The following is a 23,644-nucleotide window of genomic DNA, read 5'->3' as shown; positions in this document are numbered from 1 at the left end:
ATCCGTCAGACCAGCGCGGGGTCCCGCTGCGGCTCGACCGCCGGCCGGGGCTCGTGGTCGTCGACCATCGTGGTCTCGTCGAAGGGCAGGTCCCCGGCCAGCACGCGGTCCAGGCGCGCCCGGTCGAGGCCACCGGTCCAGTGCGCCACCAGCACCGTGGCGACCGAGTTGCCGGCGAAGTTGGTCAGCGCCCGGGCCTCGGACATGAACCGGTCGATGCCCACGATCAGGCCGACGCCGTCGACCAGCTCGGGGCGGTGCGAGCTGAGCCCGCCGGCCAGGGTGGCCATGCCGGCACCCGTGACGCCGGCGGCGCCCTTGGACGCGATCATCATGAACAGCAGCAGGCTGATCTGCTCCCCGAGGCTCAGCGGGTCGCCGGTGGCGGCCGCGATGAACAGCGAGGCCATCGTCAGGTAGATCGCGGTGCCGTCGAGGTTGAAGGAGTAGCCGGTCGGGACGACGACGCCCACCGTCGGCTTGTCGACGCCGGCGTGCTCCATCTTGGCGATCAGCCGCGGCAGCGCCGACTCCGAGGAGGAGGTGGACAGGATCAGCAGGAACTCGCGGCCGAGGTAGCGGAAGAGGCTGAGGATGTTGACCCCCGTGGTCACCCTGAGGATCGTGCCGAGGACCACGAAGACGAACACGGCGCACGTGATGTAGAAGCCGAGCATCAGCACGGCGAGGCTCTTGAGGGCATCGACGCCGGTCTCGCCGACGACGGCCGCCATCGCGCCGAACGCACCCACCGGGGCGGCCCACATGATCATCGAGAGGACCCGGAACACCAGCTTCTGGAGGTGTCCGACGCCGCGCAGGATCGGCTCCCCCGTGGAGCCCATCGCCTGCACGGCGAAGCCGACGAGCAGTGCCACGAGCAGCGTCTGCAGCACCTCGCCCGACGTCAGCGACGACAGCATCGACGTCGGGATGATCCCGACGAGGAAGTCGACCGTGGAGCCGTGCGCACCGGCCGCCTGCTCGGCGCCGGCGTTGGCCACCTCGTCGGTCAGCTGCAGCCCGGAGCCCGGGTGCAGCACGTTGCCGACGACCAGGCCGATCGCGAGGGCGACGGTCGACATCACGAGGAAGTACCCGAGCGCCAGGCCGCCGACCTTGCCGACCCGCGCGGCGCTGCGGACCGAGCCGACGCCGAGCACGATCGTGCAGAAGATCACCGGCTGGATCATCATCTTGATCAGCGCGACGAACGCGGTGCCCAGCGGCTTGAGCTGGACGGCGAAGTCCGGGGCGACGAGGCCGACCAGGATGCCGAGGCCGACGGCGACGATGACGGCCACGTAGAGGTAGTGCGTCCGGCTGCGGGGTACCGCCCGGTTCGTGGTGGAGGGAGTGGTCATGCGCTCACTGTGTCGACGGCTGTGACGGGCGTCACCGTTGTGGTCGTTGAGTTCACGAGCCGCTGACCGGCCACGCGGTGCGGCACAATGCGCCCATGCAAGCGAGGGAACCGTCCGTCGCGCGCCAGATCCTGGTGCTGCAGGTGGCGGTCGTCCTCGTGCTCGTGGTCGCCTCGCTGGCGCTCGCGGCGTACGACGCCCGGCGCCACGCCCGGGCCACCGCAACCGAGCGGGCCGTGGCCGTGGCCACCACGCTGGCCGACTCCCCCGCGCTCGTCGCGGCCCTCGACGACGCCGACCCGAGCGTCGCGATCCAGCCGATGGCCGAGCGGGTCCGGCACGACGCGGCGGTCGACTTCGTCACCGTCATGAACCTCGACCTGATCCGCTACAGCCACCCCGACCCGTCCCAGATCGGCCGGCACTTCGTCGGCGACGTCGGCGGTGCGCCCGAGGGCCGCACCTTCACCCAGGAGTACGCCGGCACGCTCGGCCCGTCGATGCGCGCGGTCGTGCCGGTGCGGGACGGCTCGGGCGACGTCGTGGCCCTCGTGTCGGTCGGCATCACCATCGACCGGATCGACCGGGACCTCCGGGGCGACGTCCTGCTCATCGGGCTGGCCGCGCTGGCAGTGCTCGCCGTCGGCCTCGCCGGCACCTGGCTGGTCGGGCGGCGGTTGCGGCGCGCCACCCACGGGATGGGCGAGCGCGAGATCACCCGGATGTACGAGTACTACTCCGCCGTCCTGCACGCCGTCCGCGAGGGGCTGCTGCTCCTCGACGACCAGGGGCGCGTGCAGCTGGCCAACGACGAGGCGGCACGGCTCCTCCACCTGCCGCCCGACGTGATCGGCCGGTCCGTGCACGACCTCGGCCTGCCGCCGGGACTGGTCGCCGCGGCACTCGGTCGGACGGCGGAGAGCGACGACATCTACGTCGCGGGCGAGCACGTGCTCGTCGTCAGCTCGGCGCCCGCGACCTGGCAGGGCCGCGAGGTCGGCGCCGTGGTGACGCTGCGCGACCACACCGAGCTGCGGTCGGTGACCGGAGAGCTGGACGTGGTGCGCGGGCTCACCGACTCGCTGCGCTCGCAGAACCACGAGGCCGCCAACCGGCTGCACACCGTGGTCTCCCTGATCGAGATGGGCCGTCCCGAGGAGGCGGTGGCCTTCGCGACCGAGGAGCTCGAGGTGGCCCAGCTGCTCACCGACCGGATGGTCGGCGCCGTCGGCGACCCGGTCGTGGCGGCCCTGCTGCTCGGCAAGCGATCGGACGCCGCCGAGCGTGGCATCGACCTGGCCATCGACGGCGAGCTGCCCGCCGAGGCAGCCGTGCCGGCCCGCGACCTGGTGACCGTCCTGGGCAACCTCGTCGACAACGCCTTCGATGCCGTCGCGGGCGAGCCGGTCCGTCGCGTCGCCGTCCGGCTCGACGGGTCCGGGGACACGGTCCGGGTGGTCGTCGGCGACAGCGGCCCGGGGCTCACCGAGGCGGAGACAGCCCGCGTCCTCGAGCGCGGCTGGACCACCAAGGCGACTCGTGCCGTCGGAGGGCGGGGCATCGGCCTGGCCCTGGTCGGACAGGTCGCACGCCGGCACGGCGGCAGCATCGAGATCGGCACGTCGCCCCTGGGTGGCGCGGAGTTCCGGGTCACCCTGCGCGGCAACGGTGGTGAGGCATGACGATCCGGGTGCTCGTCGTGGAGGACGAGGAACTCGCGGCCGAGGCGCACGCGGCGTACACCGCCCGCGTCGAGGGCTTCGAGGTCGCCGGTGTCGCGCGCTCGGCCCAGGAGGCCGCTCGCCTGCTCAACTCCGACAGGCACGTCGACCTGCTCCTGCTCGACATGCACCTGCCCGACGGGCACGGGCTCGGCCTGCTCCAGAAGCTCCGCGCCGCCGGGCACCTGTGCGACGTGATCGCCGTGACCTCCGCCCGCGACGCCGACGTCGTGCGGCACGCGATGGCGCAGGGCGTCGTGCTCTACCTGCTGAAGCCGTTCACGTTCGCGACGTTCCGGGCCAAGCTCGAGCAGTACGCCGCCTACCGCGCGCAGCTCGCCGCGGCGCCCGCCGAGGTGGTGCAGGACGAGGTCGACCGGCTCTTCGGGTCGCTGCGCCACACCCCCGGCGGCGAGCTCCCCAAGGGCATGAGCGCCGAGACGATGCGCGACATCACCGAGGCCCTGCGGGCCGCCCCGCAGCCGTTGTCGGCGAGCGAGGCGGCCGAGGCCGTCGGGGCGTCCCGGGTGACCGCGCGGCGCTACCTCGAGCACCTCGCCGACACCGGGCGCGCCGAGCGCCGACCGCGCTACGGCGGCAGCGGCCGACCCGAGGTGGAGTACCGCTGGCGCTAGGTCAGCTGAGCTCGAGACCGGGGTAGAGCGGGTGCTTGTCGAGCATCTCGGCGCTGGCGTCGCGCACCTTGGCGGCGATGCCCTCGCCCAGCGTGTAGCTGGCCTTCGACGGAGCCCCGGCCTTGGTGGTCCCGGCCTCGGTGTTGCTGAGGACGTGCACGATCAGCTCCGCGACGTTGTCGAACTCGTCGTGGCCGAAGCCGCGCGTGGTCAGCGCGGGGGTGCCGAGCCGGACGCCCGAGGTGTACCAGGCACCGTTGGGGTCGTTGGGCACGCTGTTGCGGTTGGTCACCACGCCCGCGTCGAGCAGCGCCGACTCCGCCTGGCGGCCGGTCAGGCCGAACGACGAGACGTCCAGCAGCACGATGTGGTTGTCGGTGCCGCCGGTGACCAGGTTGGCGCCGCGGGTCAGGAAGCCCTCGGCCAGCGACTTGGCGTTGTCGGCGATCTTCTGGGCGTAGGTCTGGAACGCGGGCTGGCGCGCCTCGGCGAGCGCGACCGCCTTCGCGGCCATCACGTGCGACAGCGGGCCGCCGAGCACCATCGGGCAGCCACGGTCGACCGACGGGGCGTACTCCTCCTGGGCCAGGACGAGGCCACCGCGCGGGCCGCGCAGCGACTTGTGGGTGGTCGTGGTGGTGACGTGGGCGAACGGGACCGGGTCCTCGTCGCCGGTGAAGACCTTGCCCGCGACCAGGCCGGCGAAGTGCGCCATGTCGACCATCAGGGTCGCGCCGACCTCGTCGGCGATCTCGCGCATCTTGGCGAAGTTCACGCGGCGGGGGTAGGCCGAGTAGCCGGCGACCAGCACCAGCGGCTTGAACTCACGGGCCTTCGCGGCGACCTTGTCGTAGTCGAGCAGGCCGGTCTCCGGGTCGGTGCCGTACTGCTGCTGGTGGAACATCTTGCCGCTGATGTTGGGGCGGAAGCCGTGGGTGAGGTGACCGCCGGAGTCCAGGGACATGCCGAGCAGCCGCTGGTTGCCGAGCTCGTGGCGCAGCGTCTCCCAGTCCTCGTCGGTCAGCTCGTTGACGTTCTTCGCACCCAGCTTCTCGAGCGCGGGGCCCTCGATGCGGTGGGCGAGGATCGACCAGAACGCGACCAGGTTGGCGTCGATGCCGGAGTGCGGCTGGGCGTAGGCGTAGGGGGCGCCGAACAGCTCGCGGGCGTGCTCGGCGGCGAGCGCCTCGACGGTGTCGACGTTCTGGCAGCCGGCGTAGAAGCGGTGCCCGACGGTGCCCTCGGCGTACTTGTCGCTGAACCAGGTGCCCATCGTCATCAGGACCGCGGGCGAGGCGTAGTTCTCGCTCGCGATCAGCTTGAGCGAGGCCCGCTGGTCGGCCAGCTCCTGCCGGGTGGCCTCGGCGACGCGGGGTTCGACCGAGGCGATGACCTCGAGGGCCTGCTGGTAGGCGCTGCTCGTCAACTGGGAGAGATCGCTCATGGGCACAGCCTAGGGCTGCGGCCCGTGTGACGTGGACCGCACCCCGGGGCGTGGCAGGCGGGAGACGGCGTACCGCGTCTCGCATCGTGGTCACGATGTCCACATCATGGGATTTCACCTTGTGGGAAGGGCGTCCGACCCGTGAGACTCCTTGACATGATCAGCGCTGCAACGTCCGCCTTCCTCGTGGTACGCCGCCACGTGGACTTCGGGCGCACCCGCAGCATGATGTGTTGGCCTTCCTGACCAGCCGCCCACCGCGCAGCTGACCCGGCCGGGCCCGAGTCCCCGAGGACGTGGACTCCCCCCGACCGAGCGTCGCGCGCCACCCGTCAAGGAATGCCTTTCCCATGACTGACCTCCGTCACACCGCCAAGCGACCGGCCCACACCGAGATCCCGCGCCCCAAGCGCGGCGAGGGCCAGTGGGCGCTGGGCTACACCGAGCCGCTGAACAAGAACGAGCAGTCCAAGAAGGACGACGGCCCGCTCAACGTGCAGGCCCGGATCCTCAACATCTACTCCAAGCGCGGCTTCGCCTCCATCGACCCGGCCGACCTGCGCGGCCGCTTCCGCTGGATGGGCCTCTACACCCAGCGCGCCCCGGGCTTCGACGGCGGCAAGACCGCGATGCTCGAGGAGGAGGAGCTCGACGACGAGTTCTTCATGATGCGGGTCCGCAGCGACGGCGCCCTCCTCTCCCACGACGCGGTCCGCGCCCTGGGCACGATCGGCGTCGACTTCGCCCGCGACACCGCCGACGTCACCGACCGCGAGAACATCCAGTACCACTGGATCCGCATCGAGGACGTCCCCGCGATCTGGGAGCGGCTCGAGGCCGCCGGCCTGTCCACCCTCGAGGCGTGCGGCGACAGCCCGCGCCCCTTCCTCGGCTCGCCGGTCGCCGGCGTGGCCAAGGACGAGATCATCGACGGCACCGCGGCGCTGGAGGAGATCAAGCGCCGCTACATCGGCAACCCCGACTTCGCGAACTTCCCCCGCAAGTTCAAGACCGCGCTGACCGGGCACCCGTCGCACGACGTGGCGCCCGAGGTCAACGACATCGCCTTCGTCGGCACCGTCCACCCCGAGCACGGCCCCGGCTTCGACCTGTGGGTCGGCGGCGGCCTGTCGACCAACCCGATGCTCGCGCAGAAGATGGGGGTCTGGATCCCGCTGGACGAGGTGGCCGACGCCTGGGAGGGCGTCGCGTCGATCTTCCGCGACTACGGCTACCGCCGGCTGCGCTCGCGCGCCCGCCTGAAGTTCCTGGTCCAGGACTGGGGTGTCGAGAAGTTCCGCGAGGTCCTCGAGAACGAGTTCCTCGGCCGCAAGCTCGTCTCCTGCCCCTCGCCCCCCTCGCCGGTCGGGCACCGCGACCACATCGGCGTGCACGAGCAGAAGGACGGCAACCTCTACGTCGGCATCGCGCCGACGGCCGGCCGTGTCTCCGGCACGATGCTGGTCCAGCTCGCCGACCTGATCGAGCAGTACGGCGTCGCCGGCGCCCGGCTCACGCCGTACCAGAAGATCGTGCTGGTGGGGGTCTCCCCCGACGTCGTCGACGCGCTGGTCGAGGCGCTGGACGGCATCGGCCTGTCCGCCCGTCCGTCGGGCTGGCGCCGCAACACGATGGCCTGCACCGGCATCGAGTTCTGCAAGCTCGCGATCGTCGACACCAAGAACCGCGCCCGCGACCTGGTCGCCGAGCTCGAGAAGCGCTTCCCCGACCTCGACGTGCCGATCACCGTCAACGTCAACGGCTGCCCCAACGCCTGCGCCCGCACCCAGGTCGCGGACATCGGGCTCAAGGGCCAACTCGTGATGTCCGACGGCGAGCAGGTCGAGGGCTTCCAGGTGCACCTCGGCGGCGCCACCGGCCTCAACGCCAACTTCGGCCGCAAGCTGCGCGCCCACAAGGTCACCAGCAAGGGCCTCGACGACTACATCACCAACGTCGTGAACGCTTTCCTCGCCGACCGCGAGGACGGCGAGTCATTCGCGACCTGGGTGGCGCGCGCCGACGAGGACCTGCTGCGCGGCGAGCGCGTCGACCTGCCCGAAGTCGCGGCGGTCTGACATGTCGGAGCGCGCGATTCCCTTCCACTGCCCGTTCTGCGGCGACGAGGACCTGCGCCCGCACGAGGTCGTGTCCGACACCGGGGAGACCACCTCCCCGCACGGCACGTGGGAATGCCGGTCGTGCCTGCGCGCCTTCTCCCTGAAGATGCTCGGCCTGGTCCGACCCTCTTCCGCCACCCAGGGAGCCCCCGAATGACTGCTGCCACCACCCGCAAGGCCCGCGCCTTCCGCGGCACCCACACCGAGGGCCGCACGCCCGAGGAGCTGCGCGAGCTGGTGTCCCACGCGGGCGCCGAGCTCGAGCTGGCCCCGGCGGAGCACATCATCGAATGGGCCGTCGCGACCTTCGGCGACCGCTTCTGCGTGACGTCCTCGATGGGCGACGCGGTGCTGGCCCACCTCGCCGCCAAGGTCGCGCCCGGCGTCGACGTCGTCTTCCTCGACACCGGCTACCACTTCGTCGAGACCATCGGCACCCGCGACGCCGTCGAGGCCACGCTGGACGTCAACCTGATCACGATCACGCCGGTGCAGAGCGTGGCCGAGCAGGACGCGGCGTACGGCAAGGACCTCTACAAGACCGACCCCGACCTGTGCTGCAAGCTGCGCAAGGTCACGCCCCTCGCCGAGTCGCTCAACGAGTACGACGCGTGGGCGACCGGCCTGCGCCGCGCCGAGACCCACAACCGGGTCATCGCGCCGGTCATCGGCTGGGACGCCAAGAAGGGCAAGGTCAAGGTCTCGCCCCTGGCGCGCTGGTCCGACGAGCAGGTCGAGCAGTACATCGCCGACAACGGGATCCTGGTGAACCCGCTCGTCTACGACGGCTACCCCTCGATCGGCTGCTGGCCCTGCACGCGCCGCGTCGCGCCGGGCGAGGACCCGCGCAGCGGGCGCTGGGCCGGCACCAACAAGACCGAGTGCGGGATCCACTCATGACCCCGACTCCCACTATCTCCCCCGAGATCGACAGCGCTGTCGGTCGTCACCACATCACCACCCCGGCACCTGCCGGCAACACGAGGAGGCCGCACTGATGGCAGCTCCTGCACTGGTGGCCCTGGCTCACGGAAGTCGTGATCCCCGGTCCGCCGCGACGATCAAGGCCCTGGTCGACGAGGTCCGCGCACTGCGCCCGGACCTTCGCATCGAGCAGGCGTTCCTCGAGCTCTCCAAGCCGTCGTTCAACACGGTCGTGGACAGGCTCGTCAAGGCCGGGCACGACGAGATCGTCGTCGTCCCGCTGCTGCTCACCGAGGCCTACCACGCCAAGGTCGACGTGCCCTCGGCCGTCGCCGAGGCGTCGGCCCGCCACGAGGGGCTGCAGATCCGGGCCACCAGTATCCTCGGCCTCGAGGCGTGCTTCCTCGAGGTGCTCGACGTCCGGATGCGGGAGGCCCTCAAGGCCCACCGCGTGCGGGAGCTCGACGCCCTGGTCCTCGCGGCCGCCGGCTCCTCGGACCCGCTGGCCAACCAGGCCGTGGCCCGGCTCGCCCGCGTCTGGGGCCAGCGCCACAAGCTGCCCGTGACGGCTGCCTTCGCCTCCGCCGCCCCGCCGGCGACGGGCGAGGCGGTCCGCCAGTTCCGTGCCGAGGGCCGCCGCCACATCGCCGTCGCCTCGCTGTTCCTGGCCCCCGGCTTCCTCCCGGACCGGGCCGCCGAGCTCGCCGTCGAGGCCGGCGCCATCGCGGTGTCCGAGCCGCTCGGCGCCCACCCCGAGGTCGCCCGCACGATCCTGGCCCGCTACGCCGTCGGTGCCGTCGAGCTGGTCCCCGTCTGAGTCACGAGAAGGCACTCGGGGGCACTCTCAACGCGCCGAGCGGGCACTCGGAGGCACTCTCGCGCTGCTGAGAGTGCCTCCGAGTGCCGCCTCACACGTTTCAGACTGCCCCCGAGTGCCGCCTCGCGCGTTTCAGAATGCCTGCGAGTGCCCTCTCAGCCGACGAGTCGCGCCAACAGGTGGTCGAGGGTGCCGCCGGGGTCGAGGGTGAGCCCGCCGTGCACCGGCCCGGGCTGCAGCACGGTGCTCTTGGGTGCGCGGAGGAAGCCGAACCGCTGCCCGATCGGCTTGCCGGCCGCCACTCCCCCGCGCGCGTCGCCGGCGCAGACGCCGTCGACGAAGTCGAGCGCGGCGCAGACCTGGTCGAGGTCGATGCCCGGGTCCAGGGCAGCCAGTCGGTCGCGGTCGACGGCCCAGGCGACGGCGAGGAAGTCCGAGGCCTGGCAGTAGAGGACCACCCCGACGTTGAGGAACTCCTCGCGGTCGACCCGGGGCACGCAGCGGAGGACGACGTATTGGTAGGCGAGGTGGCCGCTCATGCGGACGCCTCGACCGGCAGCCAGGCGCGCGCAGCGAGGCGCGCGGTGAGGAACGCGACGTACGCCGCCCGCACGGCGTCGGGCGTCTCCGCACCGGGGACGGGCTCGAGCCAGGCATCGGGCACCTCGGCCAGGACCTCGGCGAACGTGTCCGGACCGAGCAGGGCGCGGATCGCGTCGTCGGCAGCGGGCAGCCCGTGGGCGTGGGTCCCAAGGACGTGGTCGGAGGGGTCCCAGGGCTGCGCAGCGAAGCGCTCGGCCGCCCCGTCCTTGAGCAGCGCACCACCGGGCCAGGCGTGGTGGAAGTAGAGCGAGGCGCCGTGGTCGATCACCCACAGGTCGCCGTGCCAGAACAGCAGGTTGGGGTTGCGCCAGGAGCGGTCGACGTTGGCGCAGAACGCGTCGAGCCACAGCACCCTGGCCGCGATGCCCGAGGCGGTGGGCAGGTCGCCGTCGAACCCGAAGGCTCCCGGCAGGAAGTCGACGCCGAGGTTGAGGCCGGGGCTCGCGTTGAGCAGGTCCTGGACCTCCTCGTCCGCCTCGTAGCGGGCGATCTCGGGATCCAGGGCGAGGGCGACCAAGCGCGGGGTGCGCAGGCCGATCCGCCGGGCGAGCTCGCCCACGACCACCTCGGCGACGAGGACGCGGACGCCCTGCCCGGCGCCGCGGAACTTGCACACGTAGGTGCCGAGGTCGTCGGCCTCGACGATCCCGGGCAGGCTGCCGCCCTCGCGCAGCGGGGTGACGTAGCGCGTGACGCCGACCGTCTCGATCATCGCGTGGGTGCCTCGGCGGTCAGTCGCTTGCGCTCGGCCTCGATGTCGAAGTCCGCCTCGGGCCACCGGGGACGCATCGCCTTGAGCGTGTCGTGCAGCAGGTTGCCGATGGTGAGGTTGCGATACCACTTCTTGTCGCTGGGGATCACGTGCCAGGGCGCGTGCTCGGTGTTGGTCCGCTCCAGGGCGATCTCGTAGGCCTCCCGGTAGGAGGCCCACTTCTTGCGCTCGTCGATGTCGCCGGGGTTGAACTTCCAGTACTTCGTCCTGTCGTCGAGCCGCGCCAGCAGGCGGGTCTTCTGCTCCTCGGCCGAGATGTGCAGCATGCACTTCACGATCGTCGTGCCGCCTTCGACCAGCTCGCGCTCGAAGTCGTTGATGGCGTCGTAGCGGCGCTCGATCTCCGCCGGAGGGGCGAACCCGCGCACTCGGGCGATCAGCACGTCCTCGTAGTGGGACCGGTCGAAGACGCCCACGATCCCCTGCTGGGGCAGGGCCCTGCGGATCCGCCAGAGGAAGTCGTGCTCCTTCTCCTCGTCGGTGGGCGCCTTGAAGGAGGTGATGCGCACGCCCTGCGGGTCCACGAGGCCGACGGTCTTGCGCAGCACCCCACCCTTGCCCGAGGTGTCCATCCCCTGGAGGACGAGCAGGATCCGGCGCTGCGACCCGCCCTTGCCCTCGGCGTACAGGCGCTCCTGCAGGGTCGACAGGTCGTCACCCAGCGCGAACAGCGCCGCCTTCCCCTTCTTCTTGCCCCCGTCGAAGCCCGGCGCCGTGTTGGTCTCGAGGGCGCTCAGGTCGACCGGGCCGGCCGGCAGTCGGTGCTGGTGGTCGGTCATGGGGACATCATGGCGCACGGCAGTTGCATCGACTCGACCTCAGCCGAGGACCCGCCGAACGTCGAGGGTGCAGCCGACGACGGTGTCGACGCTGCCGTCCTCCTGGGGCTCGTCGAACCAGAGCCCCTCGGTGAAGCCGGCCTTGGCCAGGATGCGCAACGAGGCGGCGTTGCGGTGGTCGGGGGCTGCGAAGAACTGCTCGGAGGTGGGGAAGCGCTTGTGGGCGCGGAGCATCCAGGCCCACAGGACACGTACGCCGAGCCCGCGGCCGGTCCACACCGGGTCGCCGATCGCGTAGTCGACGCCGATCGCCGCGGGGTCCGGGCCGAGCAGGGCGTAGTCGGGGTAGTCGCCGATCCGGTAGTCCTGCACGAAGCCCACGGAGCGGCCGTTGACCTCGACCACCCACATCCGCGTCGGGGTCATGCCGTCGATGCTGGGGCCGTACTTGGCCGCGACGGTCTCGGCGGTGGCCTCGCCGTCGGAGGCCCACCACTTGTGGACGTGCTGCTCCTGGCGCCACCGGGTGACGGCCGGCAGGTCGCCGCGGGTCATCGCACGCACGGTGACCACCCAGTCGTGGTCAACCGCGAAGTGCTTCACCTCGCCGGAGAGGTCCAGGGGCACCGGCTCCGCGTGCCGGCTGGCGGCCATCCGCCGGGCCGCGGCCGCCCACGACTCCCCCGCGTGCACGACGCCCGCGAGCTCACGACCACGGTCGTGCACCACGACGTGCTCAGGATGCTGGGCCACGCCCCGAGACTAGGGCAGGTCGGGGGCGTCGCGGTCCGAGGCGGCCAGCTCCTCCCGGACGACCGCGAACGACAGGCCCGAGGGGTAGCCCTTGCGGGCCAGCAGGCCGACGAGCCGCCGCGTGGCGACGGTGTCGTCGACACGGGACAGGGTGCGCAGCTTCTTGCGGACCAGGACCCGGGCCGCCGACTCCTCGTCGGCCGGGTCGATCTCGTCGAGCGCCTCCTTGGCGACCTCGTCGTCGATGCCCTTGCGGCGCAGCTCCTGGGCGAGGGCCCGGCGGGCCAGGCCCTTGCCAGGCTGGCGGCTGGCGATCCAGGACCGCGCGAAAGCGTCGTCGTCGACCAGGCCGACCTCCTCGAACCTGTCGAGGAGGCGGGTCGCGATCTCGTCGGGGACGCCCTTCTTGCCCAGCTTGTCGCTGAGCTCCTTGCGGCTGCGCGCCTGCCCGGTCAGCTGGTCGAGGAGGATCTTGCGGGCGACCGACTCGGGGTCGGCATCCGGGCCGAGCGCCTGCTCGTCCACCGGCGGCGGCGCGGCGGGTGGAGGCTCGCCCATCCAGGCACGAACCCCCACCTCGACGTCACCCGTCCAGGGATCAGAAGTCATTGACACCCAGCGGGTCGGCCATCGGGTCGGCCGGCTGGTCGACCGTCGGGCCGACTCCGAGCTTCTCGAGGATCTTCTTCTCCAGCTCGTCGGCCAGGTCGGGGTTGTCGCGCAGGAAGTTGCGCGCGTTCTCCTTGCCCTGGCCCAGCTGATCGCCCTCGTAGGTGTACCAGGCGCCGGCCTTGCGGACGAGGCCCGCCTCGACGCCGACGTCGATCAGGCCACCCTCGCGGCTGATGCCCTTGCCGTACATGATGTCGAACTCCGCCTGCTTGAACGGCGGGGCGACCTTGTTCTTGACGACCTTCACGCGGGTGCGGTTGCCGACCATGTCGGTGCCGTCCTTGAGCGTCTCGATGCGGCGCACGTCGAGGCGGACCGAGGCGTAGAACTTCAGCGCCTTGCCACCGGTGGTGGTCTCGGGCGAGCCGAACATGACGCCGATCTTCTCGCGCAGCTGGTTGATGAAGATCATGGTGGTGCCGGAGTTGTTGAGGGCACCGGTCATCTTGCGCAGTGCCTGGCTCATCAGGCGGGCCTGGAGGCCGACGTGGCTGTCGCCCATCTCGCCCTCGATCTCGGCCCGCGGCACGAGCGCGGCGACGGAGTCGATGACGATCAGGTCGAGCGCGCCGGAGCGGATCAGCATGTCGGCGATCTCCAGGGCCTGCTCACCGGAGTCGGGCTGGGAGACCAGGAGTGCGTCGGTGTCGACGCCGAGGTTCTTGGCGTAGTCGGGGTCAAGGGCGTGCTCGGCGTCGATGAACGCCACGATGCCGCCGGCGCGCTGGGCGTTGGCCACGGCGTGCAGCGCGACCGTCGTCTTTCCGGAGGACTCCGGGCCGTAGATCTCCACGACCCGCCCGCGCGGGAAGCCGCCGAGCCCGAGCGCGACGTCGAGGGCGATCGAGCCGCTGGGGATGATCTGCAGCGGCGCGCGGACCTCGTCGCCGAGGCGCATGACCGAGCCCTTGCCGAACTGCTTCTCGATGTTGGCGAGGGCCGCATCCAGGGCCTTCTCGCGGTCTGCACCAGCCATGGTGTTTCCCTTCTTCTGGGGCTTCGCGCCGCCGGGTCGTGGTCTTTTCGTCTGAGTAGTCATCGTCGTGAGAGACGCTAGAGGAGACCTCCGACAGAACCGGGACGGAGCCTGCTCCGCACCTGTTCGCTGGGGACAACGTCGACCTGCGCGCCACCTGTGGACACACCGTAGCCCGAACACGTGTTCGACTCACGCACGCCGTACGGCGTGTCGCCTGGACCCGTGGCGCCCGCGCTCAGGCGAGCGGCAGGTGCACCAGGAACCGGCAGCCGAACGCCGCCTCGGCGTCGGGGACGTTCTCGACCAGCACCCGGCCCCGGTGGGCCTCGACGATGCCCTTGACGATCGCCAGCCCCAGGCCGGCCCCGCGCCCCACCTCGGCCGGGCCGTGCTCGGGCGTCCGGGCACTGCTCCCCTGCCAGGCCAGGTCGAAGACCCGCTCCATGTCCTCGGGCGGGATGCCGCCGCAGCTGTCGGTGACGCTCAGCTCGATCCCGTCGGCCACCGAGCGGCCGTGGATCTCCACGACCCCGTCGGCCGGCGTGTGCCGGATCGCGTTCATGATCAGGTTGGAGACCACCCGTGAGAGGCCGGCCGGGTCGGCGCAGACCTCGATGCCCTCCTCGACGCTGCCGCCGAGGCGCACGCTGCGGGCCCGGGCGACGGGGTCGGCCCCCGCGATCGCCTCGCTGACCAGGTCGCCGACCATGACGGTCTCGGGCGCGAGCCGCATGACGCCGGCGTGGATCCGGGACAGCTCGAAGAGGTCGTCGACCATCCGCACCATCCGGTCGACCTCGGTGCGGATCTGGCGCCGGTAGCGCTCCGGGTCCGGCGCCATGCCGTCCTCGAGCGCCTCGGTCATCGCCCGCATGCCGGCCAGCGGGGTGCGCAGGTCGTGGGAGACCCAGGAGACGAGCTCGCGGCGCGACTCCTCGAGCCGCGCCTCGCGGACCCGCGACTCCTCGAGCCGCTGGCTGGTGCGCGCCAGCTCGTCGGACAGGGCCTGGAACTCCGTGGGACCGCGCCGCACGGCCGTGAACGAGCCGGGCGTCGCCAGCCGGCGTGCGTCCTCGCGCAGCGAGAGCGACCAGTGCACGACGGCCGCGCCGAGAGCCAGCGCCACCACGACCGACACCAGTCCGGACACGACCGCCACCAGGCTGACCACGCCCCAGTCGTGGTCGGAGATGAACATGAGGCGGGAGGCGGCAACCACGCCGACGAGCACCGAGAACGTGGCGACGACGGCCACCAGCGACAGCTGCCACCGGATCGAGCGCCGGCGCAGCAGCCAGGCGGCGAGGAGGCCGAGGGCACCGACCGCGACCGCGGACGCGGCGGCCACCCCGGCGATCTGGAGGTGGTCCGACGTCATGATGCCTCCCAGCGGTAGCCGACTCCCCAGACCGTGAGCAGGCGCTCGGGCCGGGTGGGGTCGCGTTCGATCTTCTCGCGCAGGCGGCGTACGTGGACGGTCACCGTCGAGCGGTCGCCGATCGACCAGCCCCACACCTGCTGGAGCAGGTCCTCGCGCGAGAACGCCGTGCCGGGGTGGGCGAGCAGGAAGCGCAACAGGTCGAACTCGCGGCCGGTCAGCGCGAGCACCGCGCCGTCGCGCGTCACCTCGTGACGCACGCTGTCGACGCGGAGGTCGCCGTCAGTGAGGACCTCGGGGACCTGCGGTCCCGGCTCGCCCGTACGACGAAGCACGGAGTCGACGCGCAGGGCCAGCTCGCGGGGGCTGAACGGCTTGGTGACGTAGTCGTCGGCACCGTGCTCGAGCCCGACCACCCGGTCGGTCTCGTCGCCGAGGGCGGTGAGCATGATGACCGGCACGTTGCTCGACTGGCGCAGCCGCCGGCACACCTCGAGGCCGTCGATGCCCGGCAGCATCAGGTCGAGCACGACCAGGTCGGCCGGGGTCTCCTGCATGGTCCGCAGCGCGGTCTCGCCGTCACCGGCCTCGAGGACCTGGTGCTCGTGGGCGCGCAGGTAGGAGACCACGACCTCGCGGACGGTGTGGTCGTCGTCAACGACCAGGACGCAGGCCACGGGCGCTCCTCTCCCCGCGTGAGGTCCGCCACCGGACCAGCCACGCGACCGTCACTGCCACCAACACTAGTGCGGCGAGCACGAGCCACCCGGTCGTGTAGTCGCGGTCCAGCAGGGTGGCGTTGTCGCTCCGCGCGCCGAAGCGGCCGAGCACCGGCACGGCGAGCAGGGTCGTCGCGCCCAGCACGACGAGCCCGACGACGGCGGGTGCCCGGACCTGTGCCGGGAGCAGCCGGGCCCCGAGGGCGACGACCACCAGCACGACCGGCGCCAGGAGGAAGTCGTGGACGACCACGCCGCCGGCCAGCCACGTCGCGGCCCCGACCAGCTGGTCGAGGTCCTGCCGGCTGAGCAGCAGCCACGCGCCGTACAGGCCGAGAAGGATGCCGAGCGCGCCGAGCAGCCGCCGGATCATGCGTCCACCTCCAGCCTCGTGACCCACTTGGTCTGCAGGACGCCGGGCCGGTCCGGGGCCATCAGCCGGGCCGGGTAGCCGTGGTCGACCGCCAGCGTCTCGCCGTCGAGGGCGAGCGCGAGCAGGGTGCGCGGGTCGTCGGCGAAGTTCGCCTGCAGCAGCGTCTCGCGGTAGTGGCCGGACTGCTGCAGCGACACGACGCGTACGTCGCTCCCCTCGGGCACCCCGGCCAGGTCGAGGAGCGACCGGACCGGCACGCCGGTCCACGAGCCGCTCGCGCTCCAGCCCTCGACGCACGCGATGGGCAGCTCGTGGGTGGCCTGCGGCATGGCGAGCAGCTGGTCGCGGGTGAAGGACAGCGTGGACGCGCCGCGGACGACCTCGAGGCGCCAGGCGGCGCTGGTCGCGGTGGCGGTCACGCCCGCGGCACGCGCCGACTTGTTGATCGGGATCCCGGCCGGGCCGTCGCCGGACCGGACCCCGAAGACCGAGACCCGGCGCAGCACCGGCACCGTGGAGCCGGCGGTCACCAGGACCGCGACCCCGGTCGCCAGCCAGGTCGTGCGGAGGAGGCCGCGGCGACTGAGCACGCCGGGCTCGGTGGCGGTGGGCCGGTCGTGGGTGGTGTCCTCGACGTCGGCGCCGAGGGCGTGGCGGATGACCGGCAGCTTCACCGCGACGTGCACGACCAGCGCGCCGATCGTGATCCAGGCGACGGCGTAGTGGGTGGCGCGGAACGAGAACGCCCAGGGGTACCACTGCGCGGAGTTGGCCAGGCCCGAGGCGAGCAGGAAGACGGCGCCCGCGACGAGCGCGCCGATGGAGGCCCGCTCGGTGGCGTCCACTGCCGCAGCCCGCAGGGCGCGCGGGGGACGCAGGAACAGCCGCGGGTAGACGGTCCAGAGCTTGACCAGGAGCAGCGGCACGGCCGCGGTGCCGCTGATGACGTGCACCCCCTGGGTGACGCGGTAGCCCCAGGCGGGGCTGGCTGGGAACGGGACCGGCTGGTCGGGCACCTGGGCGTAGTGGCTGACCAGCCCGGTCACGAACGCGAGGCCGAAGCAGATGCCCAGCCACAGGCCGACGCGGGCCGTGACGGCCGCGCTGCGCAGCCGACTGGGGAAGTCGCGGTCCGAGGGGATCCTCACGCCGCCTCCTCCAGGACGGCCGACCAGCGCTCGCCGTGGACGTGCGTGCCGACGACGGCGAGCCCGGCCTGGGCGGCGACCTCGTGGATGGCGTCGACGCCGACGACCGACCAGCGGAACGGCCGGCTGCGGGCGTCGCCGCACTCCAGCGCCGCCCACACGGACTCCACGCCCACGCCCGGTCCGGCGAGCTCGACGACGATCCGGCCGCGCGGGTCGAGCACCTCGCGGAGCCGGCGCAGCAGCGCCACCGGGTCTCCCCCGATGCCGACGTTGCCGTCGGCCAGCAGCGCGCTCTGCCAGCGGCCCTCCCCGGGCAGTCGGTCGAAGATGTCGCGGACCAGCGCCGCGACGCCGCGGCCGCGGGTCTGCCGGACGGCCTCCCCGACGACGTCGATGCCGAGCACGACGTGGCCGAGCTCGGCGAGCCGGGCCGTCAGCCGGCCGGGGCCGCAGCCGACGTCGAGGGTGGCGCCGATGCAGTGCCTCAGGAGCGAGTGGTCGACGTCGTCGGCGTCGCGGGTCCAGTCGGCAACCGGCAGCGGGAGCGGCTCGGCGCCGATGCCGACGACGGAGCACGGGTGGCCCTGGAGGGCCTGCGAGAACACCTCGGAGAAGGAGACCTCGGGAAGGCTGTCAATGCTCAACGCGCGCCCACCGCCGCCCAGGCACGGGAGAAGTGGCTGTGGGGGACGGTCGCGGCCACGTGGTGCGCGTCGGCGACGGTGTCGACGTCGCGCAGCATCGCGGTCGTGCCGACACGGGTGCCGGCGGCGAGCAGGGCCGCGCGGGTGTCGTCGTACGTCGTGGGCGTGGACATCGGCACCCCGGCCAGCGCGCCGGCGGCGCGGGGGTCGCGCAGCGCGAGCACCCACCAGCCGCCGTCCTCGGCGGGCCCGAGGACCGCGTCGTGGCCGTCGGTGCCGCTGGCCGCCTCGAGCAGCATCCCGGCGGTGACCTGCGGGGTGTCCATCCCGATCTGGACGACCGGGCCGGCGCCGACGTCGTGGTGGGCGTTGACGAGCCGTTCGGCGAAGACGTCCCCGCGTTGGACGTGCACCGTCCAGCCGCGGACCGCCTCGGCGATCTCGTCGCCGCGGACCGCGCCGGCGAGGTCGCCGTCGAGGGAGAGGTGGCAGCGCCCGGCCCCGGCGGCCGCGGTGCAGGCGAGCAGCGAGTCGAGGAGCGCGGAGGCGGCGACCTCGGCCGCGGCGGCCATGCCGATGGCCGCGCCGAGCCGGGTCTTCACCCGGCCGGCGACGGGCGCCTTGGCCACGACGAGCATCCGGGCGGCGCTCACGCGAGTACCTTCGCGAAGTCGCGGGCGGTGCGGAGCGTGCCTCGGACCGAGCCGGAGACCTTGGACCGGGTCCCCTCGGCGCGCGGGTGGTAGGAGACGTCGTGCTCCTCGAAGCGCCAGCCGGCACGGGTCGCCTTCTGGAGCAGCTCGACGGGGTAGCCGAAGCGGCGGTCGCGCACGTCGAGGGCGAGCAGATCGGACCGGCGCGCGACCCGCATCGGGGCGATGTCGTGGGCCGGCAGCTCGATCCGGCGGCGCAGCCAGGACACGATCAGCGCGTTGCCGGCGCGCGCGTGCCAGGGCCAGACACCGGCGCGGACGGGGCGGCGGCGACCGACGGCGAGGTCTGCGCGGCCGGAGCGGACTGCCTCCAGCAGGGGCAGGAGCTCGTCGGGGTCGAAGGAGCCGTCGCCGTCCATGAAGGCGACGTGGTCGCTGGTCGCCGCCTCGAGTCCGGCGTGGACCGCGGCGTCGTAACCGGGCACGGACTCGTGCACGACGGTCGCGCCGAGACCCCGCGCGACGGCCGCGGTGTCGTCCCGGGATCCGTTGTCGACGACGATCACGGCGAACTCCGCGGGCACTCGGGGCAGCAGCGCCGCCAGGGCGGGGGCCTCGTCCCTGCAGGGCAGGACGAGGTCGCAGTCGGTCTCCATGTGTGCACCGTAGGGGCGCGTCCGGGCCCGGGACGGGCCAAAGGCTTACGAAGGAATGACGGTGCGCGCGCTGACGCCGGTCCCGCCCAGCTGCCCCCTAGCCTTGCCGTCATGGCGACGGAGCGGTCCACGGGCGTCGGGCTGTCCGCGGCACTCGTGCTGGTCCTGGCGGCCACCGCCGTCCCGCCGCTGTTCGGCTGGGACGTGCACGCCCGGGACACCGGCGGCGCCGTGTTCCCGCCCTTGCACGGCTATCTCCAGGCGAAGGTCGGCATCGGCACGGTCCCGGCGCTCCTGCTGGCGTTCCTCGGCTGGCGGCACGCCCGAGCACTGGCCGACACCCTCCCGTGGCGTCGCCTGCTCCTCACGTCGTACACCGCCGCGCTGGCGTGGCTGCTGTCGCTGGCCTACGTCGACGGCTCCGCTGGGATCTCCCGGGTGCTGGGCAACCACTACGAGTACCTCCGGACGGCGCGGCAGGTCACGTCGGTGCACACGCTGCTGCAGGTCTACGTCGACCGCATCCCCGAGGGCTCGGCGGGCCAGTGGCCGGTGCACGTCGCCGGCCACCCACCGGGGACGCTGCTGTTCTTCGTGCTGCTCGACCGGATCGGGCTCGGCGGTGACTACGCGGCCGGCCTGGTCGTGACGGTGCTCGCGGCGACGACCGCCCTCGGCGTGATGGTCACGCTGCGGCTGCTCGGGGGCGAGGCAGTGGCCCGGCGGGCGGCCCCCTTCCTCGTGCTCGGCCCGGCCGCGGTCTTCATGGCCGTCTCCGCCGACGCCCTGATGGGCGCCGTCGTGGCCTGGGGGCTCGCCGCCCTGGCCGCCGGAGCGACCGCCCCTTCACGCGGCCGGATGGTCGGCTGGTCGGCCGTGGCCGGGCTGCTGCTGGGCTGCACGTGCCTGATGTCCTACGGGCTGCCGCTGGTCGGCCTGCTCGCACTGGCCATGCTCGTCATCGCCCGCTCGTGGCGGCCGCTGCCGGTCGCCGCCGTCCTCGCGCTCGCCGTGGTCCTCGCCTTCGCGGCCGGTGGCTTCCGGCTGTGGGAGGCCTACCCGGTGCTGGCCGACCGCTACTGGGCCGGCATCGCGGCGGTCCGTCCCGCGTCGTACTGGATGTGGGGCAACCTCGCCGCCCTCGTCATCTCGGCCGGCCCGGTGCTCGGCGCCGGGCTCGCGAACCTCCGCCGCACCACCGACCGGCTCGTCCTCTGGCTGTCCGGTTCAGCCGTCGCGGCCGTGCTGCTGGCCGACGCGTCGCGGATGAGCAAGGCCGAGGTCGAGCGGATCTGGCTGCCGTTCGTCCCGTGGCTGCTGCTGTCCACGGCGCTGCTGCCCGAGCGGTGGCGCCGGCCCGCGCTGGCCCTCCAGCTGGTGACGGCGCTGCTGGTGCAGCACCTGCTCTACACGAGCTGGTAGCTAGCGGCGGAGCGGCGCGGTCGCGAACGCCCGCAGCCCGTCCTCGGGCCGCACCCGCGCGCTGAACCCGAGCCCGGCCCGCGCCCGCTCGGGCGAGGCGACGATGTGCCGCACGTCGCCGAGCCGGTAGCCGCCGGTGACCTCGGGCGCGAGGTCCCGCCCGGTGCCGGCCGCGACCTGCTCGGCCACCTCGCGGATCGCGACGGGGTGCCCCGAGGCGACGTTGTACGCCGCGTAGTGACCGCCGCGCTCCCCCGCCACCGCCCGGATGGCGGCGACGTTGGCGCGCGCGACGTCGTCGACGTGCACGAAGTCGCGCATCTGGCCGCCGTCCTCGTAGACCTGCGGTGCCTGACCCCGCTCCAGTGAGCTGCGGAACATCGCCGCGACGCCGGAGTAGGGAGTGTCGCGGGGCATGCCCGGCCCGTAGACGTTGTGGTAGCGCAGCGCGATCGCGGCGGCGTCGGCCTGCCGCACCCACGCGGAGGTGTAGTGCTCCTGGGCGACCTTGCTGGCGGCGTAGGTGCTGCGCGGGTCCAGGCGGGCCGTCTCGTCGACGAGCTCCCAGCCGAGGGGGCCGGCGCAGACGGGGCAGTGGTTGTCGAAGTCGCCCGCGTCGAGCGCCTCCCGGGACCGCGGCGCCGGCACCTGGTCGCCGTGGTCGGGGCAGGCGTAGCGGCCCTCGCCGTAGACGACCATCGACGAGGCGACCACGAGCCGGTCGACCTCGGCGCCGTGCATCGCGGACAGCAGTGCGGCGGTGCCGAGGTCGTTGTGGGCGGCGTAGTCGGGCAGGTCGGAGACCTTCACGCCGGCCCCGACGAGCGCGGCCTGGTGGCACACCACGTCGACCCCGCGCAGCAGGTCGCCCCACTGCTCGGCGTCGCGGACGTCGACGCGGTGGGTGCCGGGGGGCGCGTCGGCGGAGCCGTGGGCCATCGGCAGCATCACGTCGACGGGGACGACCTCGTCGCCGGCCTCGGCCAGCTGCCGGGCGATGGCGCCGCCGATGAACCCGGCCGAGCCGGTGAGCAGGATCCTCACGGGATCACATAGGTCAGGTCGATGCCGTCGGCCCACGTGGAGCAGGTGCAGCCGTCGGGGTCGGGCAGGGCCGCGATGGTCGCCGCGAGCAGTCCGGTGAGTCGCTCGAGGTTGGCCTTGAACAGCGCGAAGACCTCCTCCTGCCCGACGCCGTCGCCGCTCTCGGCGCCGGCGTCCATGTCGGTCACCAGGGCGATCGGCGTGTAGCACTGCCGCATCTCGCGGGCCAGCGCCGCCTCCGGAGCACCGGTCATGTTGATCAGGGTCCACCCCTCGCCCGCGTAGGCCCGCGACTCGGCGCGGGTGGAGAAGCGCGGGCCCTCGATCACGACCATCGTGCCGCCGTGAGTGATGCCGGCCCCGGCCCCCGTCACGGCCGCGGCGAGGCGCGTGCAGTAGGGATCGCCGAACGGCACGTGCACCGCGCCACCCTCGACGTAGGACGGGACGCGACGATAGGTGCGGTCCACGAGCTGGTCCGGCACGACGATGTCGCCCGGCGCCACCTCGTCGCGCAGGCCACCGACCGCGCACGGGGCGAGCACCTGGCGCACGCCGAGCGAGCGCAGCGCCCACAGGTTGGCGCGGTAGGGGATCGAGTGCGGCGCATAGTCGTGGTGCGGCCCGTGCCGGGGGACGAACGCGACCCTGCGACCCGCCACCGTCCCGACCGCGATCGGCGCCGAGGGGGCGCCGTACGGCGTCTCGACCTCGTGGGTCTCCGCGCCGTCGAGGAAGGAGTAGAAGCCGGTGCCGCCGATCACGGCGACGTCGGCGATCGCAGGGCTCATGCGGGCGATCCTGCCAGCCGGGTCCTGAGCGCCGCCCCGAGCACGACGAGGACGAGGGCACCGGCCAGCAACGACAGGACGGCGTAGCCCCACTCCCCCACCACGAAGCCGGCGAGGCCGCCCGCGGCCGCCGCGGTCACGCCGGTGACGAGGTCCGAGACGCCCTGGACGTCGGTGCGGGCGTCGAGTGGCGCGTGGTCGGCGACCATCGTCGAGGCCGACACGGTGGCGAAGGACCAGCCGAGGCCGAGGAGGAAGAGGCCGACGAAGATCTGCCACGAGGAGCCGTCCGGGGAGTCCGCGCAGACGCCCAGCGAGAGCGCGAGCAGGACTCCACCGACGGCCAGCGTCTGCGGGCGCCCGAACCTGTCGGCGAGCCAGCCGACGACGGGCGAGAACGCGAACATGCCCAGCACGTGCACGCTGATCACGATGCCGATCACCCGGAGCTCGGCGCCGCCGTGCTCCATGTGGAGCGGGGTCATCACCATCACCGCGACCATGGCGGCGTGCGCACAGCCCATGGCCGCCATCGCCTGGCCGAGGACCGGCCGCTCCCGGACGGCCTGGACCGCGCGGCCCCAGCTGGTGCCCTGCGGCGGGGTGGCACCGACCCCGGCGGCCTCGCGGCTGAGCAGGAGCGGGTCGGGGCGGAGGAAGACGCCGACCACCAGGGCGGCCGCCAGCATCCCGATGCTGCCGAGCGCGAACGGCCCGGTCAGCTCGGGGATGTCGAGGCGGTCCGCGAGGGTGCCGGCCGGCCCGGTGAGGTTGGGGCCGGCGACCGCACCGATGGTGGTGGCCCACACGACCGTCGACAGGGACCGGGCCCGGTGGGCGGCCGGCGCGAGGTCGGTGGCGGCGTAGCGCGAGCCGCTGTTGGCGGCCGACGTCGCACCCAGGAACACTGCGCCGACCAGGAGCAGGGACATCGAGCCGAGCACGCCCGCCGCCACGGCGAGCAGGGCACCAGCGGCCCCGAGCAGGTAGCCGGCGACCAGGCCGACCCGCCGGCCGCGCCGCGACATCAGCCGGGCGAGCAGGAAGGCCCACCCGGCCGTGCCGAGCACCTGCGCGGTCTGGCTGAGTCCCGCGAGCTTCTCCGAACCGGACAGGTCGCGGGCCAGCAGCGAGGCGGTGGCGATGCCGATCGTGATGCCGACGGCGCCCCCGACCTGGGCGGCCATCAGCGTGCGGATCGTGCGGCGCTGGGCCTGCTCGAGATTCACC

The 23,644-nt window shown here is 72.9% G+C and carries 25 protein-coding genes; 7 read left to right on the top strand and 18 right to left on the bottom strand.

Features of this window, described 5'->3' with window-relative positions:
* Window positions 1–5: 5 nt before the first annotated feature.
* Window positions 6–1,364: a cation:dicarboxylate symporter family transporter gene (locus tag FB382_RS06460; protein WP_182537758.1), complete on the bottom strand. Its 1,359-nt coding sequence runs from the start codon at window positions 1,362–1,364 to the stop codon at window positions 6–8.
* Between the two features lie 95 nt (window positions 1,365–1,459).
* Between FB382_RS06460 and FB382_RS06455 the strand changes: the two genes are divergently transcribed.
* Window positions 1,460–3,046: a sensor histidine kinase gene (locus tag FB382_RS06455; protein ID WP_182537756.1), complete on the top strand. Its 1,587-nt coding sequence runs from the start codon at window positions 1,460–1,462 to the stop codon at window positions 3,044–3,046.
* A complete protein-coding gene (locus FB382_RS06450) occupies window positions 3,043–3,720 on the top strand; it encodes a response regulator (RefSeq protein ID WP_182537755.1) in 678 nt (225 codons plus the stop codon). Before FB382_RS06455 ends, FB382_RS06450 begins: the two co-directional genes overlap by 4 nt.
* Before the next feature lies 1 nt (window position 3,721).
* Here FB382_RS06450 and FB382_RS06445 read toward each other — a convergent pair whose 3' ends face one another.
* Window positions 3,722–5,164 (bottom strand): glycine hydroxymethyltransferase, encoded by a 1,443-nt coding sequence (locus FB382_RS06445; protein ID WP_182537754.1) that lies wholly within the window; start codon window positions 5,162–5,164, stop codon window positions 3,722–3,724.
* Between the two features lie 350 nt (window positions 5,165–5,514).
* On the opposite strand from FB382_RS06445, the gene FB382_RS06440 reads away from it, so the two are divergent.
* From FB382_RS06440 to FB382_RS06425, 4 genes are all read left to right on the top strand, one after another.
* The gene (locus FB382_RS06440; RefSeq protein WP_182537753.1) at window positions 5,515–7,242 is read left to right on the top strand and encodes a nitrite/sulfite reductase; all 1,728 of its coding nucleotides are present in this window, start codon (window positions 5,515–5,517) and stop codon (window positions 7,240–7,242) included.
* Between the two features lies 1 nt (window position 7,243).
* Window positions 7,244–7,441, top strand: coding sequence for a hypothetical protein (locus FB382_RS06435; protein ID WP_182537752.1), 198 nt, complete (start codon window positions 7,244–7,246; stop codon window positions 7,439–7,441).
* Window positions 7,438–8,184, top strand: coding sequence for a phosphoadenylyl-sulfate reductase (locus tag FB382_RS06430; RefSeq protein ID WP_182537751.1), 747 nt, complete (start codon window positions 7,438–7,440; stop codon window positions 8,182–8,184). Before FB382_RS06435 ends, FB382_RS06430 begins: the two co-directional genes overlap by 4 nt.
* 97 nt (window positions 8,185–8,281) lie before the next feature.
* Window positions 8,282–9,025 (top strand): sirohydrochlorin chelatase, encoded by a 744-nt coding sequence (locus FB382_RS06425; protein WP_125035713.1) that lies wholly within the window; start codon window positions 8,282–8,284, stop codon window positions 9,023–9,025.
* Window positions 9,026–9,180: 155 nt separating this feature from the next.
* On the opposite strand, the gene FB382_RS06420 is transcribed toward FB382_RS06425, so the two are convergent.
* From FB382_RS06420 to FB382_RS06360, 13 genes are all read right to left on the bottom strand, one after another.
* Window positions 9,181–9,564, bottom strand: coding sequence for a DUF3037 domain-containing protein (locus FB382_RS06420; protein ID WP_182537750.1), 384 nt, complete (start codon window positions 9,562–9,564; stop codon window positions 9,181–9,183).
* Window positions 9,561–10,340 (bottom strand): HipA family kinase, encoded by a 780-nt coding sequence (locus tag FB382_RS06415; RefSeq protein WP_182537749.1) that lies wholly within the window; start codon window positions 10,338–10,340, stop codon window positions 9,561–9,563. Before FB382_RS06415 ends, FB382_RS06420 begins: the two co-directional genes overlap by 4 nt.
* Window positions 10,337–11,197: a PPK2 family polyphosphate kinase gene (locus FB382_RS06410; RefSeq protein WP_425490053.1), complete on the bottom strand. Its 861-nt coding sequence runs from the start codon at window positions 11,195–11,197 to the stop codon at window positions 10,337–10,339. Before FB382_RS06410 ends, FB382_RS06415 begins: the two co-directional genes overlap by 4 nt.
* Before the next feature lie 21 nt (window positions 11,198–11,218).
* Complete coding sequence (locus FB382_RS06405) at window positions 11,219–11,932, bottom strand: GNAT family N-acetyltransferase (protein WP_343055506.1); 714 nt, start codon at window positions 11,930–11,932, stop codon at window positions 11,219–11,221.
* Between the two features lie 9 nt (window positions 11,933–11,941).
* Window positions 11,942–12,541 (bottom strand): regulatory protein RecX, encoded by a 600-nt coding sequence (locus tag FB382_RS06400; RefSeq protein WP_182537746.1) that lies wholly within the window; start codon window positions 12,539–12,541, stop codon window positions 11,942–11,944.
* Window positions 12,531–13,580, bottom strand: a complete 1,050-nt coding sequence (recA, locus tag FB382_RS06395) for a recombinase RecA (protein ID WP_182537744.1) — start codon at window positions 13,578–13,580, stop codon at window positions 12,531–12,533. Before recA ends, FB382_RS06400 begins: the two co-directional genes overlap by 11 nt.
* A gap of 238 nt (window positions 13,581–13,818) precedes the next feature.
* The gene (locus FB382_RS06390) at window positions 13,819–14,961 is read right to left on the bottom strand and encodes a sensor histidine kinase (RefSeq protein WP_182537742.1); all 1,143 of its coding nucleotides are present in this window, start codon (window positions 14,959–14,961) and stop codon (window positions 13,819–13,821) included.
* A complete protein-coding gene (locus FB382_RS06385; RefSeq protein ID WP_182537739.1) occupies window positions 14,958–15,638 on the bottom strand; it encodes a response regulator in 681 nt (226 codons plus the stop codon). Before FB382_RS06385 ends, FB382_RS06390 begins: the two co-directional genes overlap by 4 nt.
* On the bottom strand, window positions 15,616–16,053 hold the full coding sequence (locus FB382_RS06380) for a hypothetical protein (RefSeq protein ID WP_182537737.1): 438 nt from the start codon (window positions 16,051–16,053) through the stop codon (window positions 15,616–15,618). Before FB382_RS06380 ends, FB382_RS06385 begins: the two co-directional genes overlap by 23 nt.
* Window positions 16,050–17,201: a molybdopterin-dependent oxidoreductase gene (locus FB382_RS06375; protein WP_182537735.1), complete on the bottom strand. Its 1,152-nt coding sequence runs from the start codon at window positions 17,199–17,201 to the stop codon at window positions 16,050–16,052. Before FB382_RS06375 ends, FB382_RS06380 begins: the two co-directional genes overlap by 4 nt.
* Entirely contained in the window at window positions 17,198–17,848 is a 651-nt protein-coding gene (locus FB382_RS06370; RefSeq protein WP_220481283.1) for a class I SAM-dependent methyltransferase, read from the bottom strand. Before FB382_RS06370 ends, FB382_RS06375 begins: the two co-directional genes overlap by 4 nt.
* A complete protein-coding gene (locus FB382_RS06365; protein ID WP_220481282.1) occupies window positions 17,845–18,501 on the bottom strand; it encodes a DUF2064 domain-containing protein in 657 nt (218 codons plus the stop codon). Before FB382_RS06365 ends, FB382_RS06370 begins: the two co-directional genes overlap by 4 nt.
* Window positions 18,498–19,157 carry a glycosyltransferase family 2 protein gene (locus FB382_RS06360; RefSeq protein ID WP_182537733.1) on the bottom strand — a complete coding sequence of 220 codons (660 nt, stop codon included), beginning with the start codon at window positions 19,155–19,157 and terminating at the stop codon, window positions 18,498–18,500. Before FB382_RS06360 ends, FB382_RS06365 begins: the two co-directional genes overlap by 4 nt.
* A 111-nt stretch (window positions 19,158–19,268) precedes the next feature.
* On the opposite strand from FB382_RS06360, the gene FB382_RS06355 reads away from it, so the two are divergent.
* Window positions 19,269–20,579: a hypothetical protein gene (locus FB382_RS06355; protein WP_182537731.1), complete on the top strand. Its 1,311-nt coding sequence runs from the start codon at window positions 19,269–19,271 to the stop codon at window positions 20,577–20,579.
* On the opposite strand, the gene FB382_RS06350 is transcribed toward FB382_RS06355, so the two are convergent.
* Genes FB382_RS06350 through FB382_RS06340 form a run of 3 tightly spaced genes read right to left on the bottom strand, consistent with a single transcriptional unit; the run spans window position 20,580 to window position 23,643 of the window.
* Window positions 20,580–21,623, bottom strand: a complete 1,044-nt coding sequence (locus FB382_RS06350; protein WP_182537729.1) for an NAD-dependent epimerase/dehydratase family protein — start codon at window positions 21,621–21,623, stop codon at window positions 20,580–20,582.
* Window positions 21,620–22,414 (bottom strand): S-methyl-5'-thioadenosine phosphorylase, encoded by a 795-nt coding sequence (locus FB382_RS06345; RefSeq protein WP_182537727.1) that lies wholly within the window; start codon window positions 22,412–22,414, stop codon window positions 21,620–21,622. The genes FB382_RS06350 and FB382_RS06345 overlap by 4 nt, the downstream gene beginning before the upstream one ends.
* Window positions 22,411–23,643 (bottom strand): MFS transporter, encoded by a 1,233-nt coding sequence (locus tag FB382_RS06340; protein WP_343055505.1) that lies wholly within the window; start codon window positions 23,641–23,643, stop codon window positions 22,411–22,413. Before FB382_RS06340 ends, FB382_RS06345 begins: the two co-directional genes overlap by 4 nt.
* Window position 23,644: the final 1 nt, after the last annotated feature.

Source organism: Nocardioides ginsengisegetis (assembly GCF_014138045.1).
Classification (GTDB): Bacteria; Actinomycetota; Actinomycetes; order Propionibacteriales; family Nocardioidaceae; genus Nocardioides; species Nocardioides ginsengisegetis.
The sequence above is the reverse complement of the archived record's forward strand: the minus strand, read 5'-3'. Positions and strand labels throughout refer to the sequence as shown.

Coding starts and splice junctions, on each gene's coding strand:
- FB382_RS06345 (WP_182537727.1), bottom strand. CDS start 22,414: ATGAGCCCTGCGATCGCCGACGTCGCCGTGATCGGCGGCACCGGCTTC.
- FB382_RS06420 (WP_182537750.1), bottom strand. CDS start 9,564: ATGAGCGGCCACCTCGCCTACCAATACGTCGTCCTCCGCTGCGTGCCC.
- FB382_RS06440 (WP_182537753.1), top strand. CDS start 5,515: ATGACTGACCTCCGTCACACCGCCAAGCGACCGGCCCACACCGAGATC.
- FB382_RS06360 (WP_182537733.1), bottom strand. CDS start 19,157: ATGGAGACCGACTGCGACCTCGTCCTGCCCTGCAGGGACGAGGCCCCC.
- FB382_RS06455 (WP_182537756.1), top strand. CDS start 1,460: ATGCAAGCGAGGGAACCGTCCGTCGCGCGCCAGATCCTGGTGCTGCAG.
- FB382_RS06425 (WP_125035713.1), top strand. CDS start 8,282: ATGGCAGCTCCTGCACTGGTGGCCCTGGCTCACGGAAGTCGTGATCCC.
- FB382_RS06460 (WP_182537758.1), bottom strand. CDS start 1,364: ATGACCACTCCCTCCACCACGAACCGGGCGGTACCCCGCAGCCGGACG.
- FB382_RS06430 (WP_182537751.1), top strand. CDS start 7,438: ATGACTGCTGCCACCACCCGCAAGGCCCGCGCCTTCCGCGGCACCCAC.
- FB382_RS06355 (WP_182537731.1), top strand. CDS start 19,269: ATGGCGACGGAGCGGTCCACGGGCGTCGGGCTGTCCGCGGCACTCGTG.
- FB382_RS06435 (WP_182537752.1), top strand. CDS start 7,244: ATGTCGGAGCGCGCGATTCCCTTCCACTGCCCGTTCTGCGGCGACGAG.
- recA (WP_182537744.1), bottom strand. CDS start 13,580: ATGGCTGGTGCAGACCGCGAGAAGGCCCTGGATGCGGCCCTCGCCAAC.
- FB382_RS06380 (WP_182537737.1), bottom strand. CDS start 16,053: ATGATCCGGCGGCTGCTCGGCGCGCTCGGCATCCTTCTCGGCCTGTAC.
- FB382_RS06390 (WP_182537742.1), bottom strand. CDS start 14,961: ATGACGTCGGACCACCTCCAGATCGCCGGGGTGGCCGCCGCGTCCGCG.
- FB382_RS06450 (WP_182537755.1), top strand. CDS start 3,043: ATGACGATCCGGGTGCTCGTCGTGGAGGACGAGGAACTCGCGGCCGAG.
- FB382_RS06400 (WP_182537746.1), bottom strand. CDS start 12,541: ATGACTTCTGATCCCTGGACGGGTGACGTCGAGGTGGGGGTTCGTGCC.
- FB382_RS06445 (WP_182537754.1), bottom strand. CDS start 5,164: ATGAGCGATCTCTCCCAGTTGACGAGCAGCGCCTACCAGCAGGCCCTC.
- FB382_RS06415 (WP_182537749.1), bottom strand. CDS start 10,340: ATGATCGAGACGGTCGGCGTCACGCGCTACGTCACCCCGCTGCGCGAG.